13 protein-coding genes are annotated in these 15,419 nt (G+C 73.2%); 9 read left to right on the forward strand and 4 right to left on the reverse strand.

The features are described 5' to 3' along the window. Positions 1–60: 60 nt before the first annotated feature. Entirely contained in the window at positions 61–1,731 is a 1,671-nt protein-coding gene (locus ACSP50_RS21280; RefSeq protein ID WP_014691330.1) for an FAD-binding dehydrogenase, read from the reverse strand. A gap of 132 nt (positions 1,732–1,863) precedes the next feature. Between ACSP50_RS21280 and ACSP50_RS21285 the strand changes: the two genes are divergently transcribed. The 4 genes from ACSP50_RS21285 to ACSP50_RS21300 all read left to right on the forward strand — a co-directional run bounded on the left by ACSP50_RS21285 (position 1,864) and on the right by ACSP50_RS21300 (position 7,964). Then, on the forward strand, positions 1,864–3,225 hold the full coding sequence (locus ACSP50_RS21285; protein ID WP_043515000.1) for an IucA/IucC family protein: 1,362 nt from the start codon (positions 1,864–1,866) through the stop codon (positions 3,223–3,225). Further along, complete coding sequence (locus ACSP50_RS21290; RefSeq protein WP_014691332.1) at positions 3,222–4,769, forward strand: IucA/IucC family protein; 1,548 nt, start codon at positions 3,222–3,224, stop codon at positions 4,767–4,769. The genes ACSP50_RS21285 and ACSP50_RS21290 overlap by 4 nt, the downstream gene beginning before the upstream one ends. Beyond that, positions 4,762–5,910 carry an alanine racemase gene (locus ACSP50_RS21295; protein WP_014691333.1) on the forward strand — a complete coding sequence of 383 codons (1,149 nt, stop codon included), beginning with the start codon at positions 4,762–4,764 and terminating at the stop codon, positions 5,908–5,910. The genes ACSP50_RS21290 and ACSP50_RS21295 overlap by 8 nt, the downstream gene beginning before the upstream one ends. Before the next feature lie 773 nt (positions 5,911–6,683). Further along, positions 6,684–7,964, forward strand: coding sequence for an erythromycin esterase family protein (locus tag ACSP50_RS21300; RefSeq protein ID WP_014691334.1), 1,281 nt, complete (start codon positions 6,684–6,686; stop codon positions 7,962–7,964). Here the strand turns inward: ACSP50_RS21300 and ACSP50_RS21305 are convergent. Next, positions 7,883–8,923 carry an ornithine cyclodeaminase family protein gene (locus tag ACSP50_RS21305; RefSeq protein WP_014691335.1) on the reverse strand — a complete coding sequence of 347 codons (1,041 nt, stop codon included), beginning with the start codon at positions 8,921–8,923 and terminating at the stop codon, positions 7,883–7,885. The genes ACSP50_RS21300 and ACSP50_RS21305 overlap by 82 nt on opposite strands. A gap of 224 nt (positions 8,924–9,147) precedes the next feature. Between ACSP50_RS21305 and ACSP50_RS42095 the strand changes: the two genes are divergently transcribed. Beyond that, positions 9,148–9,579: a hypothetical protein gene (locus ACSP50_RS42095; RefSeq protein ID WP_155123576.1), complete on the forward strand. Its 432-nt coding sequence runs from the start codon at positions 9,148–9,150 to the stop codon at positions 9,577–9,579. Here the strand turns inward: ACSP50_RS42095 and ACSP50_RS21310 are convergent. Both ACSP50_RS21310 and ACSP50_RS21315 read right to left on the reverse strand, forming a co-directional pair. Further along, positions 9,524–9,991, reverse strand: coding sequence for a hypothetical protein (locus ACSP50_RS21310; RefSeq protein WP_014691336.1), 468 nt, complete (start codon positions 9,989–9,991; stop codon positions 9,524–9,526). The genes ACSP50_RS42095 and ACSP50_RS21310 overlap by 56 nt on opposite strands. Before the next feature lie 111 nt (positions 9,992–10,102). After that, positions 10,103–10,480 carry a VOC family protein gene (locus ACSP50_RS21315; RefSeq protein ID WP_014691337.1) on the reverse strand — a complete coding sequence of 126 codons (378 nt, stop codon included), beginning with the start codon at positions 10,478–10,480 and terminating at the stop codon, positions 10,103–10,105. A 57-nt stretch (positions 10,481–10,537) separates the two neighbouring features. Between ACSP50_RS21315 and ACSP50_RS21320 the strand changes: the two genes are divergently transcribed. The 4 genes from ACSP50_RS21320 to ACSP50_RS21335 all read left to right on the forward strand — a co-directional run bounded on the left by ACSP50_RS21320 (position 10,538) and on the right by ACSP50_RS21335 (position 15,412). Then, positions 10,538–11,725 carry an FIST signal transduction protein gene (locus ACSP50_RS21320; protein WP_043511866.1) on the forward strand — a complete coding sequence of 396 codons (1,188 nt, stop codon included), beginning with the start codon at positions 10,538–10,540 and terminating at the stop codon, positions 11,723–11,725. 14 nt (positions 11,726–11,739) lie between these two features. Further along, positions 11,740–13,476, forward strand: coding sequence for a bifunctional diguanylate cyclase/phosphodiesterase (locus ACSP50_RS21325; RefSeq protein ID WP_014691339.1), 1,737 nt, complete (start codon positions 11,740–11,742; stop codon positions 13,474–13,476). A gap of 87 nt (positions 13,477–13,563) precedes the next feature. Further along, complete coding sequence (locus tag ACSP50_RS21330; protein WP_014691340.1) at positions 13,564–14,559, forward strand: hypothetical protein; 996 nt, start codon at positions 13,564–13,566, stop codon at positions 14,557–14,559. A 10-nt stretch (positions 14,560–14,569) separates the two neighbouring features. Then, on the forward strand, positions 14,570–15,412 hold the full coding sequence (locus ACSP50_RS21335) for a PHP domain-containing protein (protein ID WP_014691341.1): 843 nt from the start codon (positions 14,570–14,572) through the stop codon (positions 15,410–15,412). Positions 15,413–15,419: the final 7 nt, after the last annotated feature.

Genomic DNA, 15,419 nt, shown 5'->3' on the forward strand with positions numbered 1-15,419 from the left:
AACTGTGCGGCGACCGCGAATCACGCCGCCGCATCTGAACCGATCGACGGCGCTGAGCGTTCAGAGGGATCGGGCCGCGTGCCGGCCGGCGGCGCGGCCGCTGAAGATGCAGCCGCCGAGGAACGTCCCCTCCAGGGCGTTGTAGCCGTGCACACCGCCGCCGCCGAAACCGGCGACCTCGCCGGCCGCGTACAGCCCGGGCAGCGCCGAGCCGTCCGGGGCCAGGGCGCGCGAGTCCAGATCGGTCTGGATGCCGCCGAGCGTCTTGCGGGTCAGGATGTGCAGCTTGACGCCGATCAGCGGGCCCGCCGCCGGGTCGAGCACCCGGTGCGGCGCCGAGGTCCGGCCGAGCTTGTCGCCGAGGTAGCGGCGCGAGTTGTGGATACCCTGGATCTGCGCGTCCTTGGTGACCTTGTTGGCCAGCTGCCGGTCCCGGGCCTCGATCTGCCCACGCACGTGCGCGGCGTCCAGCAGCGGCCGGTCGGTCAGCCTGTTCATCCCGGCGATCAGCTCGTCGAGCGTGCCGGCCACCACGAAGTCGGCGCCGTGCTCCTTGAACGCCTCGACCGGCGCCGGGGCGCCCTTGCCAAACAGCCGCTCGCGCACGAACGCCCGACGATCCTTCGCGGTCACGTCCGGGTTCTGCTCGCACCCGGACAGCGCCCACTCCTTCTCGATCATCTTCTGGGTGAGGATGAACCACGAGTGGTCGTGCTCGGCCAGTTCCGGCGTCGTCCGCAGGTAGCGCAACGTCCCCAGAGTGTCGTAGCTCGGGTAGTACGGCTGCGGGAGCCGGCGCCCGAGCGCGTCGAACCACATCGGCGACGGAGCGGACAGCACCCGGATGCCGTGCCCGGGCCAGATCGGCGCCCAGTTGCGGATGCCCTCGGTGTAATGCCACATCCGGTCACGATTGACCAGGCGCACCCCGGCCGCCTCGGCGATCGCGAGCATCCGGCCGTCGACGTACGCCGGCACCCCGGTGATCATCTCCCGGGGGGCGGTGCCCAGCCGGGCCGGCCAGTACTCGCGGACCAGATCGTGGTTGGCGCCGATCCCCCCGGTCGTCACGATCACGGCCTGCGCCCGTACCTCGAAATCCTGCAGCTCTTCGCGGTTCGACGCCACCCCCCGGGCGCCCTCGTCCGGAGCAAGGATCTTCCCGCGTACGCCGACGACCGCGCCCCCCTCGACGATCAGCTCGTCGACCCGGTGGCGGTGCCGGAACCCGAGCAGGCCGGCCTCGGCGGACCGGTGCGCGGCGGCGACGAACGGCTCGACCACCCCGGTGCCGGTGCCCCAGGTGACATGGAAGCGCGGCACCGAGTTGCCGTGCCCGCCGGCGCGCAGGTCACCGCGCTCAGCCCAGCCGGCGAACGGCAGCCACCTCAGGCCCAGCCCGGCCAGCCAGGACCGCTTCTCGCCGGCGGCGAACTCGACGTACGCCCGTGCCCACCTCACCGCCCACGAGTCCTCGTCGCCGAGCCGGTCGAAGCCGGCACTGCCCCGCCAGTCGCTCCAGGCCAGCTCCAGACTGTCGCTGATCCGGGCGCGCCGCTGCTCCGGGCTGTCGACGAAGAACAGCCCGCCGAACGACCACCACGCCTGCCCGCCCAGATTCGCCGCGTTCTCCTGGTCGAGCAGCAGGACCCGCTTGCCGGCGGCGGTCACCTCACGCGCCGCGACCAGCCCGGCCAGCCCGGCGCCGACCACGATGACATCCGTGTCCACGATGACCTCCCGCTCGTTGAAGATATGAGAATGTATCGGATTTTCTCCGATGGGCGCGTCACCAGTGTGTCGCCGCTCGCCCGGCACCCACCCGCGAGCCACACCGCGCCCCCGCGACGCGACAATGACGAGGTGCCGCAGCCGACCCCCACCGCCGACCCGGCCCAGACCCGCGCCGAGCTCGAAAACCTCCGGCCCGACCTGGTCGAACGCTACGACGCGGCACTGCCCGCAGCCCGCGCCGCCGTGCTGCACCGGCTACGCCTGGCGATCGACCGCGAGCCACTGCCCGGCGCCACCTACACCGAGATGGACCCGGTCGACCTCGCCGCGAAACTGTGGCCGGGCACCACCTTGGTCACCGAGATCGCCAACAGCGTCGCCAACCTGGCCCTGGCCCGGGCCGACGCGCTCCCCCCGGCCACCCTGCCCACCGACCTCGCCGCCGTCGAACAGCTGGACACCGACGGACACCCGCGGCACCCGTGCTGCCGCACCCGCGCCGGGATGACCGTCGCCGACGTCCTCGCCTACGCCCCCGAACACCGGCCGGTGATCCGCCTGCGCCGCCTGCGCGTCCCCGCCGAACGCTGGCACGGCACCGGGCAACCCGTCCTCTACGCCCACCCCTGGCAGGCCGCCCGCCTGCTCCGGCGATACCCGTGGCTCACCGACGCCGGCCCGACCCGCCCGATGCGCCCCCTGATGTCGCTGCGCACCGTCGCCCCGGTCAGCGGCGGCCCCCACCTCAAAACCGCCGTCGACGTGCAGATGACCTCCGCCGTACGCACGGTCAGCCCGGCCGCCGTGCACAACGGGCCGATCCTCTCCGAGGCCCTCACCCGCCTCTGCGCCGACCTGCCCATCGACATCCTCGCCGAGACCGAGGCCGGCGCCGTGATCACCGAGGACGGACCGGACCGGCGCCTCGCCCACCTGATCCGCCGCGCCCCCCACCTCGCCCCCGGCGAAACCGCCGTGCCACTCGGCGTTTTCGCCACCCGCTTCCTGCACACCGTCGACGACCCGTACACCTGGCTGACCGCCCTCACCGGCATCCTGTTCACCCCGCTCGCCACCCTGCTGAGCCGCGGCGTCGCCCTGGAGGCACACGGCCAGAACACCCTGGTCGTACTCCGCGACCGGCACCCCGTCCGGATCCTCTACCGCGACCTCGGCGGCGTCCGCGTCGACCGGCGCCTCGGCCTCGACCTGCACGGCGACCTGCCCACCGACGACCCCACCGCACTGCGCACCAAACTCGCCGCGGCCGCCCTCGGCACCGTCGCCACCCAGCTCACCGACGCCTTCGCCACCCACCACGGCGCCGAACCCGGCCGCCTCTGGGCGATCGTCGCCGCCGGCCTGCGCGACCACCCCGCCCTGCTCACCGAACCCCTCCCGATCAAGGCGACCACCGCGATGCGCCTGGCCGCCGACCCGCTGCAGGACATCTGGATCCACCAGCCCAACCCCATGGCGGTGTACGCATGACCTCCAGCCTGACCACCGGCCGCCTCGCCGCGGCCGCCGCGCACACCCAGGCCGCCCTCGCCGTACACGCACCCGACCTGGTCACCGGCTTCCTCGACAACCTGCCCCGGGCCGCCGACACCGTCGGCCGGCGACTGCGCGGCGCCCTCGCCCGCGAAGGCCTCACCGACGACGACGCACCCGGCGCCACCCGGCACGCGTTCCACCGGATCGAATTCGCCCGCTCCGGCGTGGCCGACCCGGTGGACCTGCTCACCGGCATCGACGCACCCCGCTTCGCCGCCGAGATCCGCAACGCGGTGATCAACCTGGCGGTCGCACTGGCCCGGCCCGGCCCGGCCCCCGGCGGCGACGCCGACGAGGCCGCCATCGCCGCCGAACGACTCGCCGTCACCGGACACAACCTGCACCCCTGCGGCCGCACCCGGCTCGGCTGGGACACCTGCGACGTCCTCGCCCACGACCTCGAATCCGGATCCACCGACATCCGATTCATCGCCGTCCGCGATGACGCCCACCTCGGCGACGACCTCAGCACGCACTACCCCGCCATCCCGCGCCCACCGTCCGGTTTCCGGCTGCAGCCCGTCCACGCCTGGCAGCACGACCTCGTCCGCCACCGATACCGCGACCTGTTCGACGCCGGCGTCCTGCGCCCGGCCGACGGCCACCTCGACGCCGTCCCCACCGCCGCCCTGCGCACCCTGCTGCTCCCACCCGCCGCCGACGGCCGCCGCCACTACCTCAAGGTCTCCCTCGACATCCAGATCACCTCCACCCGCCGCAGCATCTCCGTCGCCAGCACCCGCAACGGCCCCGCCGTCTCCGCCCTCCTGCACCGCCTCACCACCGGCGAACCCACCCTGCTGCTGATGGCCGAAACCCACGGCGCCGCCGTCCCCGCCGGCACCGGACGCGACCTGTCCGCCATCGTCCGCGACGGCCTCACCGGCCGCCTGCACCCCGGCGAGGAGGCCATCCCCGGCAGCGCCCTGCCCCACCGGCTCCCCGGCCTGCTCACCCGGCACGGTGGCGGTCCCGCCGCCTGGCTGCGCGACTACACCCGGCTCCTGCTCCCCCCACTGCTCCGCCTCGCCGCCCACGGCGTCGGCATCGAAGCCCACCTGCAGAACTGCCTGCCCACCTTCCTGCACGGCCGGCCCCACCGGCTCGCCCTGCGCGACTTCGCCGGCCTGCGCCTGCACCTGCCCCGCCTCGCCGCCGCCGGCCACGACGTCGACCTCTGGCCCGACTCCGTCGTCGGCACCACCGACCCCGCCGTCATGCGCGCCAAACTCGGCTACACCGCGTTCCAGGCCCACCTCGGCGAACTCGTCCTGCACCTCGACCTCGACGAACCCGACGCCTGGCGGATCATCCGCGACGTCGTCGACGAAACCTACGACGCTCTGGACACCCCGGACGCCCGCGCCGACCACGCCGCCCTCACCGCACCGACCGTCCCGCACAAGGCCCTCGTCCGGATGCGGCTCGCCGACAACGGCGACATCTACCTCCCGGTGGAGAACCCCCTGCATGGCTGAGCCGCCCCCGCACATCACCGACGCGCTCACCGCCCGACCAACCCCGGTCTGCGCCTACCTCTACGACACCACCACGCTGCGCCGCCAGGCCGCCCGCCTGCGCGCCGCCCTGCCACCGCGCACCACCCTGCTCTACGCCGTCAAAGCCAACGGCCACCCGGACGTCGTCCGTGCCCTGCTGTCCGCCTGCGACGGCCTGGAGGTCGCCTCCGGCGGCGAACTCACCCTGGCCCGCCACGCCGGCGCCCGCCGCATCGTCTTCGGCGGCCCCGCCAAGACCGACGCGGAACTCACCGCCGCCATCGACGCCGGCGCCCTGATCAACGTCGAGAGCCCCTTCGAAGCCCGGCGCCTGGCCGCCCTGGGCTTCCGCGGCGACATCTGCCTGCGCATCAACCGCACCACCGTCGCGGTCACCGGCAGCCACACCATGACCGGCAGCCCCACCCCGTTCGGCATCGACGAAAATCAGCTCGCCACCGTCCTGCGTGAACTCCCCCCACAGCTCACCGTCATCGGATTCCACCTGCACGCCGTCTCCAACAACCTCGACGGCGCAGCGCACGCGGCCTTCCTCACGCAGGCCATCGCCTGGTCGATGACGACGGCTTCCCGGTACGGGGTGGACCTGCGCGTCGTCAACGCCGGCGGCGGCCTGGGAATCGACTACACCTCCGACACCTCGATCGACCTCGCCCCGCTGTCCACGGTCACCGTCCCCGACAGCCTCGAACTGATCCTCGAACCGGGCCGCTTCCTGGCCGCCGACGCCGGCTTCTACGCGGCCGAGGTCGTCGACCTGAAAACCACCCACGGCCGCACCTTCGCGGTGCTCCGCGGCGGCACCCACCACTTCCGCCTGCCCGCCGCCTGGGGCTACAGCCACCCGTTCACCATCCTGCCGATCGAGTCCTGGACCCGCCCCTACCCCCGCCCCGAGGTCACCGACACCGAGATCGACGCCGTCGGCGAACTCTGCACCCCCCGCGACGTCCTCACCCGCGGCCAGCACGTCGCCCACCTCCGCGTCGGCGACCTGCTCATCTTCAGCCGGGCCGGCGCCTACGGCTGGGACATCTCCCACCACGACTTCCTCCGCCACCCGCACCCGGAATTCCTCATCATCGACGCGGAGAAATGAGCGACCCCTGAAGTCGCGCACCACGGCCCGGTCGACGACAGCGACCCCTGAAGTCGCGCACCACGGCCCGGTCGACGACGGCGACAAGGTTCCGCCCGACCACTGACGTCGCGCACCACGGCCCGGTCGACGACGGCGGCAAGGTTCCACCCGGCGTTCGGATCACCTGCGTCGATGGCCTTCGGTGCGTGCGGACGCCGGGATCAGCGGCCCGGGAAAAGCCGGCACCACCGGCCGGCCGCGACAACCCGGCACTCGCCCGGGACCATTTTCCGGCAGCGCTCACCCGCCCCGGAAGGGCGCGGGCCGCTTTCAGCCCGATCGCCCGGCAAGCCTCTGCAGTCCGCACTCAGCCCCGGCCCGCCGCAGCCGCCCGGTGGTAGGTCTGCGCACCCCGCCGCGCCGGTGAACAAGCGCCTGATCTCACTACGGAGCGCACTGGCTGTGACCGAAAACGGCGGCGCGAGGAGATGGGCGGCCCGCCTCGACCCGGCGACACGCCCCGGATGCCGCCCAGCGATCCCGGGTGGCCGCGACCTCGCCGCGCACCAACGGGACCTGATCTCTGCGGTTGGGGGCCCGGAACACCGTACAAAAGAATGAATGTGATCGTTGATTTTCGGTTGTCGGCGAAGCCGTCGTATCCGTTCTCGGGGCGGCGTGCCGCACCGCCTCTCTAGCATCCTAGGATTCTAGGTTGTTGGTGGTGACGGTAGGGTCGTCAGGTCCCGGCCGAGGGCGCTGGATCACCACGACGCGAGGGAGCCCGCGCGATGCTTCTGTCCACTCTGGACCCGGACGCCGGCCTTGACGACCTTGAGCCGCTCCGCGAGCTCGTCGGCGGGGCGCGGGTGGTCGGGATCGGCGAGTCGGCGCACAACGTCCGGGAGTATCAGCAGGTCAGGCATCGTTTGGTGCGGTTCCTGGTGGAGCGGATGGGCTTCACCGACGTGGCGCTGGAGTCCGGCTTCAGCGAGGGCCTCGCGGTCGGCCGCTGGATCGCCGGCGCGCACAGCACTGCCCATGACGACCATGACGCAGCGAGCGATGTGCACCCGGACGTCGCCGTGGAAGATCGCGCCGGTGCAGCCGACGACGTGACGGACCGGGGGCTGACCTACGGGTTCGGGGGCACCGCGGAGACGCGGCGACTGATCCGCTGGCTTCGCGAGCACCACCGCACCGGGCGAAATGTTCGGTTCGCCGGTCTGGACCTGCCGGCTCAGCTCGGATCCCTGCTCCCGGCGATCGACGGGGTGGCCCGCTATCTCGCCGAAGCCGACCCCGCCGCCGCCCAGCTGGTTGATCGGATCCGGACGTACGGCAAGGCCTGGGCCAGCCCGCACACCCTGGTGGCGTTCCGCGCCTACCAGGCCGTCCCGCCAGCGGACCGGGACGCGCTGACGATCCTGCTGTCCGAACTCGCCACCCGGATGGAGGCGATGCGCCCGCTGTACGCGCGACGTGGCGCCGGGGACGGATTCGCCACCGCCCGGCACGAGCTGCGCCTGGCGGGCCTGCTCGACCAGATGCTGCGCGCGCAGGTCGCGGCGGTCGGCGGGTCGGGCGTCCACGCCGCGGTGAACGTGCGGGACGCGGCGATGGCAGCCACCGCCCGCCACCTGCTGGCCGGCGGCGGCCGATTGGTGATCTCCGCGGCCAACACCCACCTGCAGCGGATTCCGATCAGCCTGGGCGGCACCTTCGAGGTGCCGGTCGCCGGTGGTCACCTGGCCGGCGACCTGGGCGACGACTACCTGTCGATCGCGGTCACCTGCGGCGGGGGCCGAACTCCGACCCGGCGGCCCGCCCCGGGTACCGAGAGCGGTGTCGAGGTGCTCACCGTCGACCTCGCCGAGCCGGTCCCGGGCAGCCTCGAGGCGCTGCTCCCCCACGACGGCGTCCGGATCACCGATCTGCGCCCGCTGCGCGGCACACCGGAGGCACCGCGCCGGTTCCGCAATCTCGACGGCTACATCGAGCTGCCGGCCGCGGACGCCTTCGACTTCGCCGTACTGGTGCCGGCGATCGGCGAGAACCCGGTGATCTCCTGACCGCGGCCGTGATCGCGGGCCGCGGCCAGGAGCAGCGCGGCCGCGGCGCCGTCCTGCACCGCCACACCGACCGACTTGTACAGCGTCAACTCGGCGTCGTCGAGCCGTCCGGGCGCGGTTCCGGCGATCACCTCGCCCAGCTCGGCCCGCACGTGTCCGGCGGTGATCAGCCCGGCGGCCAGCGGCTGCGCCAGATCCGGGGTGGGTGGCACGGCGCGCAGCGCGGCGTCCCGTGACTCCACGAACAGCGCCGCCCCGGCCACCGTCGCATCGTCCACCTCTCGGCCGTCCAGCCGGTAGCCGACCGAGGTCACATGGGTGCCGGGCGCCAGCCACTCCCGGCGGATCGGCGGCCGCACCGCGAAACTCGCCCCGCACACCACGTCGGCCCCGCGCAGCGCCGTCCGATGGTCGGCGACGGCCCGCACCCGCATGGGCAGCACCGCGGACAGCTCCTCCGCCAGCGCGGCGGCCCGGTCCGGCGACGAACCGGCGACGCGCACCTCCCGGAACGGCCGCACCCGGCTCACCGCCACCGCGTGCGCCCGCGCCTGCACCCCGGTCCCGGCGATCGCCAGCACCGCGGCGTCCGGCCTGGCCAGCAGCCGCACCGACAGCGCCGAGCAGGCCGCCGTCCGGGCCGCGGTCAGCCACCCGGCATCGATCATCGCAACCGGCACGCCGTTCTCCGGATCGAAAACGACGATCATCGCCTGCCGTACGGGTACATCCCCGCCCGCATTGCCCGGGAACACACTGACCACCTTGGTGGTGAGCGCCCCCAGCGCCGGAATCCAGCTCGGCATGTCGAGGAGCCCGGCCCCGTCCACCAGCAGGCTCGCCCGCGGCGGCAGGTGCGCCCGCCCGCAGCTCAGCTCGCGCAGGGCGGTGGCCATCGCCGCCGTCAGCGCGTCCAGGTCACACAGAGCTTCCACATCGGCGCCGGTCAGTACAAGCACCGGAGCACCCTATCCCGGAAGTCCGCCGGCGATGGGCGCGCCGGGTGCGGGCTGCCATGCCCCGGTCTCCTCCCTGCGGCCCGGCCCCGGAGGCCTGGCGACCAGACTGTCGCCATCAAGCGGACCGACTGGTCCGCGGTAACCGAGCAGAGGCTCCCCGGAGGCCGCCTGCGTCGTCGGCCACTGGACCGCCGAGCACGACGGCGAGCCGTTAAGTTCTTTGAATGCGGTATCTGACCCGTAACTTCGCTGTCGGTGCTCTGCGGCGCGGTGGCGAGGTCGAGCAGTTTCTCAGCGCCGATGACGAAACCGTGCGATGGGTGAGCGTCCGCCCGGCCGGGGAGGGTTTCCTGGTCGTCGTGCATCGCCGGCAGAGCCTCGGCGATCCCCGATTCGGCGACCTGCCCAGCCTGCCGCCACCTCCGGCCGGCTTCGAGTTCGAGAACGTGCCCGTCGCCCGCGCCGCCGGACCGGAGGAGGCACTGTCCGGCGCCGAACTGGCTGCTGCCGCCCGCCCTGACCGCTGGGTCAACTGCGGGGTGGCCGGCGACGACTGTCGCGAGTTTCTCCGCGCCCGGTGGCAGTCGGGCGGCGGGCTTATCAGGCGATGGCCAGGGTCCAGTTCTCGCCGTTGTCGGCGCCGCTGCAGGGGTTGAAGGGGTGGTCGCCCTCCAGGCAGACGCGGAAGGTGACCTGACGGCCCTTGGCGAAGTCGTGCCGGAATCGGAGGGTTTCGCCGGCTGCGCGGGAGCCCCATTGGGTGCCGGTCTGCACGGCCCCGGCCGGCGTGGTGTAGCGGTATTCCAGGTAGGCGCGTTCGGTGCCGGTGATGCGCTTGGTCACCGTGAAGGCGTCGGCCGGGGCGTCGAAGCGGGCTTCGGCGAGCAGGCGGCTGTCCTCGTCGTAGACCTGGGCGGTGGCGGACACTGCCGGCGCGGCGGCAGAAGACCGCGCGGCCGCGGAAGACGGCGCGGCGATCGGAGAGGGTGCGGCGGCGAGGGCCGGGTGCGGGATGGCGGCGAGGGACGTGGCCGCGGTGAGCAGGGCGGCAGGGAGAACGTTCTTCATCACTACACCTCCGGAAGACGGGCGAAGCCACGGTGAGGCCGGTGGGGGGCCCGCACCGGAGGTGTAGTGATCTTGTACCCGTCGACAGATCCGACAAAACCTGAAAAATGCTCAACTGTGTCGTTCAGCGGCGGAGCGGGTCAGGCAGAACTCGTTGCCGGCCGGGTCGCGCAGCACCGCCCAGCCCGCGCCGTCCGGGGTGCGGTGGTCGGCGAACAGCGTGGCGCCGGCCCGCAGCAGCCGGTCGATCTCCGCGTCGCGCCCCCCGTCCCGCGGGGTCAGGCAGACGTGGACGCGGTTCTTGGCCTGCTTGGGCTCGGGCACCGTCTGGAAGTACAGCCGCGGGCCGTCCGGCGGCTCGATGACCACCTCGGGATCGCCGGGCGCGCATTCCGGGTGCACCGGATGCCCGATCACCCCGGACCAGAACACCGCGAGCGCGTACGCGTCGGCCGCATCGAACGAGACGTTGCGAATGAGGGAGCTCATCGGCCGACTCTAGGCGCGCACCTCAACTCGGGCGACCGGCGGCCGATGTCTGCGGGCATGACGGATGGCATCGGTGGGGAGCGGTGGTTCGGCAGTGGGCACAGCACGCTGAGCGATCCGGCCGCGGCCGGGGCGGAGGCGGCCGCCGGCGCGCTGGGCGGGCGGGTGCCGGCCGTCGTGTTCGTGTTCTGCTCGGTCGGCTACCAGGTGCCCGAGCTGTTCGACGCGCTGCGGGCGCAGGCCGGGCCGGCCACGGTGATCGTCGGCTGCACGACGTCGGGGCAGTTGGCCGAGGGGCGGGTGAGTCGGGCCGGGGTGGCCATGACGGCGTGGGGCGGGGCGGGGTTCTCCGTCCGTACCCAGGTGTCGGAGAGCGTGAGTGGCCGCCTCCGGGAGTCGGGAGCGCGGGCCGCGTCGGCACTGGCCGGGATCGATGCGGAGCATCGGGCGTTGCTGATGATCGGGGACGGGTTGACCGGCACCCAGCACGAAATCGTGCGCGGCGCCTTCTCGGTGGCCGGCGCGGCGATCCCGCTGGTCGGCGGGTGCGCCGGGGACGACCTGACGTATGTGCGGACCTACCAGTTCCACGGCGGTCGCGACGGGGTGGCGATCCTGTCCGACGCGGTGGTCGGGGTGGCGGTCGGCTCGGATCGGCCGCTCGGGGTGGGCATCGCACACGGCTGGCGCAAGGACGGCGACGCGCTGGTGGTGACCAGCAGCCGTGACGGACGGGTGCTGGAGCTCGACGGCGAACCGGCCCTGGACGTCTTCCTGCGCCGGCTGGGCGTGGACGAGTCCGCGCTCGACGACCCGGCCGGGTTCCGGGAGCTGGCGTTCCACCACCCGCTGGGGCTGTCCCGGCGCAGCGGCGAGGACATCCGGGTGATCCACGACGGAAACCGGACCGACCGGTCGCTGCTCTGCCTGGCCGACGTGCCGCAGGGCGCGCTGGTCTGGCTGATGGAGAGCGACAGCGACGCGCTGCTCGACGGGGCCGGCGAGGCGGCCGGGCAGGCGCTCGACGCGCTGGGCGGGGTCCCGGCGCTGGGCATGCTGGTGTTCGACTGCGCGGCCCGCTGGATCAAGCTGGGTGAGGCGGGGGTGGAGCGGGAGAACGCCGAGATCGGCAAACGGCTCGACGGCGTGCCGTACGGCGGCTTCTACACCAACGGGGAGATCGCCCGGGTCCGTGGCGCCCTCGGCATGCACCACTTCACCCTGGTCACCCTGGCCCTGGCCTGAGAACGGACAGCACGATGAACCACTGGTCGACCCATCAGCTCACCGAGTTCTTCGCCGCGGTCTGCGCGCCGCAGGAGGAACACTCCGCGATCATGGTCGCCGTCGAACGGGCTGCCGAGGTGCTGGAGACCGAGATCGGGGCGGTGCTGCGCGACGGCCGGGTCGAGGTGGCCTGGGGCGCGAGCCGCGAGCAGCTGCAGTCCCTGCTGGACGGTGACCCGCGGCCGGCGATGCTGACCGTGCCCGGGATCGGTGAGCTGCACGTGAGCACCGTCCGGTTCGGGGCGAAGCCGGGCGGGACGCTGCTGCTGGCCCGGGCCGGCGACCCGCTGGACCCGGAGGAGCGGCAGCTGCTGCAGGCGATGGCGCAGACGCTGGGCCTGGCGCTGACCAACATCGGCCTGCTCACCACGGAACGGTCGCTGCGCGAGGACCGGGAGCGGGAGGCGTCCGAGCGGCTCACCCTGATCGAGTCGCTGCGCGAGGCCCGGCACGACCCGCTGACCGGTCTGCCGACCCGGATGCTGTTCCTCGAGATGCTCGCCGAGCGGCTGGCCGGCAGCGTGCCGGCCAGTGTGCTCTTCATCGACCTGGACCGGTTCAAGGCGGTCAACGACAGCCTCGGGCACCGGGCCGGCGACGAACTGCTCGGCCTGGTCGCCGGCCGGGTGCGCGGCTGCCTGCGGCCGACCGACACGGCCGCCCGGATCGGCGGCGACGAGTTCGCGGTGCTGCTCGCCGACTGCCCGGCGGACCAGGCCGTCCCGGTGGCGCAGCGGCTGATCGACGCGATCAAGAAGCCGTTCACGGTGGCCGGGCAGGACGTGTTCATCGGCGCCAGCATCGGGATCGCGGCCGGCCCCGGCCCGGCGCCCGGTGAGCTGCTGGGCAACGCAGACGTGGCGATGTACCGGGCCAAGACCGAGGGCCCGGGCAAGGTGGTGCTGTTCGAGCCGCAGATGCACGCCGAGGCCCTGGCCCGGCTGACCCTCAACGGCGATCTGCAGCGGGCGCTGACGCTGGGCGAGTTCCGGCTGCAGTATCAGCCGCTGATCGACCTGGACAGCGGCGAGCCGGTCGGGGTGGAGGCGCTGGTGCGCTGGCAGAACCCGGAGCGGGGGTACGTGTCGCCGGCCGACTTCGTGCCGATGGCCGAGGAGACCGGGTTGATCAGCGACCTGGGCCGGTGGGTGCTGCACACCGCCGGTCGGCAGGCGGCGGCCTGGCGCCGCACCCGCCCGCACCTGGGGATCAACGTGAACGTCTCGGGCCGCCAGCTGACCGATCCGCAGTTCGCCGCGGACGTGGAGCGGATGCTCAGCGACACCCGGCTGCCGGCCGAGGCGGTCACCCTGGAGCTGACCGAGTCGGTGCTGATGAGCGACCCGAAGACGGCCATCGCCTGCCTGCGCGACCTGCAGGACCTCGGGGTGGACGTGTCGATCGACGACTTCGGGACCGGCTATTCGTCACTGTCCTACCTGCAGCGGCTGCCGGTCGACGAACTGAAGATCGACCGGGCGTTCATCAGCAAGCAGATCCCGACGACCGCGGACATGGCGGTGATCCGGACGATCGTCGAGCTGGCCCGGACGCTGCGGCTGCGCACGGTGATCGAGGGGATCGAGACGGAGGCACAGCGCACCGCGATGCGGATGCTCGGGTGCGACCTGGGGCAGGGGTACCACCTGTGCCGGCCGGTGCATCCGGAGGACCTGCTGGGCAGCATCACGCCGGCGGAGGCGGCCTGAGCCATAAAACGAACGATCGTTCTTGACACGGCGGCACGAGGGGCTCCAAACTCTAAAACGAATGATCGTTCTCTTGTAGGAGCCGGCATGAACACCGCACCGAGCCCCTGGCCGCGCGTCCTGGCCACCGTCGCCCTGCTCACGGTGATCATCAGCGCGCTGCTGACCGCGTTCGCCTGGCCCGCCACCCGGGCCGCGGTGCACGACATCCCGATCGCCGTCGCCGGTCCCCCGGCCGCCGCGGCCCGGGTCACCGCGGCCGTCGCCGACAACCGCCCGGGCGCCTTCACGGTTTCCACCGTCGCCGGCACGGCCGCCGCGGAGACCGCCATCCGGCACCGCGACGTGTACGGCGCGATCGACCTCACCGGCGGCACCCCGCAGGTGCTCACCGCCTCGGCCGCCAGCCCGGCCGTCGCCCAGGCCCTACAGGGTGTCGCCGCGGCCCTCAGCGGATCGGCCGCTCCCCCGGTCCGCGACATCGTGCCGCTGCCCGCCGACGACGCCCGCGGCGCCGGCCTGGCCGCCGCCGCCCTGCCCATGGTCCTCGGCGGCATGCTCGCCGCAGTACTGCTCAGCCTGCGCGTCGACGGCGCCACCCGGCGGATCGCCGGCGCGCTCACCTATGCCGCGCTCGGCGGCCTCGCGATGACCGCCATCCTGCAGTACTGGCTGGGCTCGCTGACCGGTGACTACCTGACCAACGCCGCGGTGATGGCGCTCGCCCTGGGCGCACCGGCACTGACCATCCTGGGCTTCGAGTCGCTGCTGGGCACGGCCGGCTTCGGCGCCGGCGCGGTCCTGCTGATGCTGCTGGGCAACCCGCTGAGCGGGGCGACCAGCGCGCCCGAGATGCTGCCCGGGTGGTCCGGCGCCGCCGGGCAGTTCCTGCCGCCGGGGGCCTCGCAGTCCCTGCTGCGCTCGGCCGCCTTCTTCGACGGGCACGCCGCGGCCCGGCCACTGACCGTGCTGCTCTGCTGGCTGGCCGCGGGCCTGGCCCTGACCGTCGCCGGCAGCCGCCGGCGCAGCACCGCGGCGGCGGTCACCCGGGTCGCACCGGTACCGGCGGCGCCACACCGATAGGTTGGTGCGCATGACCTTGCCGGCCGACAGCCATGTGCACAGCGAGTGGTCCTGGGACACCCGGGTCGGGTCGATGGAGGGCACCTGCGAGCGGGCCGTCGCGATCGGCCTGCCCGCGCTCGCGTTCACCGAGCACGTCGACCACACCAGCTGGCCGGTCCCGGTCGACGGCCCGTACGCGAGCCCGGAGCTGACCGCCGCCGCCGACGCCGACGGCATCCTGCACCCGCCCGCCTTCGACGCCGAGGGCTACCTGGCCGCCGTCGAACGCTGCCGCGACCGCTTCCCCGGCCTGCGGATCCTCACCGGGCTGGAGATCGGCGAGCCGCACTGGTACGCCGAGCAGTGCGCCAGGATCCTCTCGGCCGGCACCTTCGACCGGGTCCTCGGCTCGCTGCACTGCCTGCCCGACGGCGCCGGCTTCGCCGAGCCGTGGGCGCTGTTCCCGCACCGCGACCCGGCCGCCCTGGTCCGCGAGTACCTCGCCGAGATCCCCCGGATGGTCGCCGGCGACGACCCGTTCACCGTGCTGGCGCACATCGACTATCCGCTGCGCTCCTGGCCCGCCGAGAAGTCCGGGCCGTTCGACCCGGCGTTGTTCGAGGACGATTTCCGGTACGCGTTGCGCGCCACCGCCGAGTCCGGCCGCGCCCTGGAGATCAACACCCGGATCCCGATGGACGCCACCATCCTGCGCTGGTGGCACGAGGAGGGCGGCCGGGCGGTCAGCTTCGGCAGCGACGCGCACCGCCCCGAGCTGGTCGCCAACGGTTTCCGCGAGGCCACCGCGATGGCCGACGCCTTCGGCTTCCGCCCCGGCCGCACCCCGTGGGACCTGTGGCCCCGGGCCTGACCGACGC

It is taken from the genome of Actinoplanes sp. SE50/110 (genome assembly GCF_900119315.1).
Classification (GTDB): domain Bacteria; phylum Actinomycetota; class Actinomycetes; order Mycobacteriales; family Micromonosporaceae; genus Actinoplanes.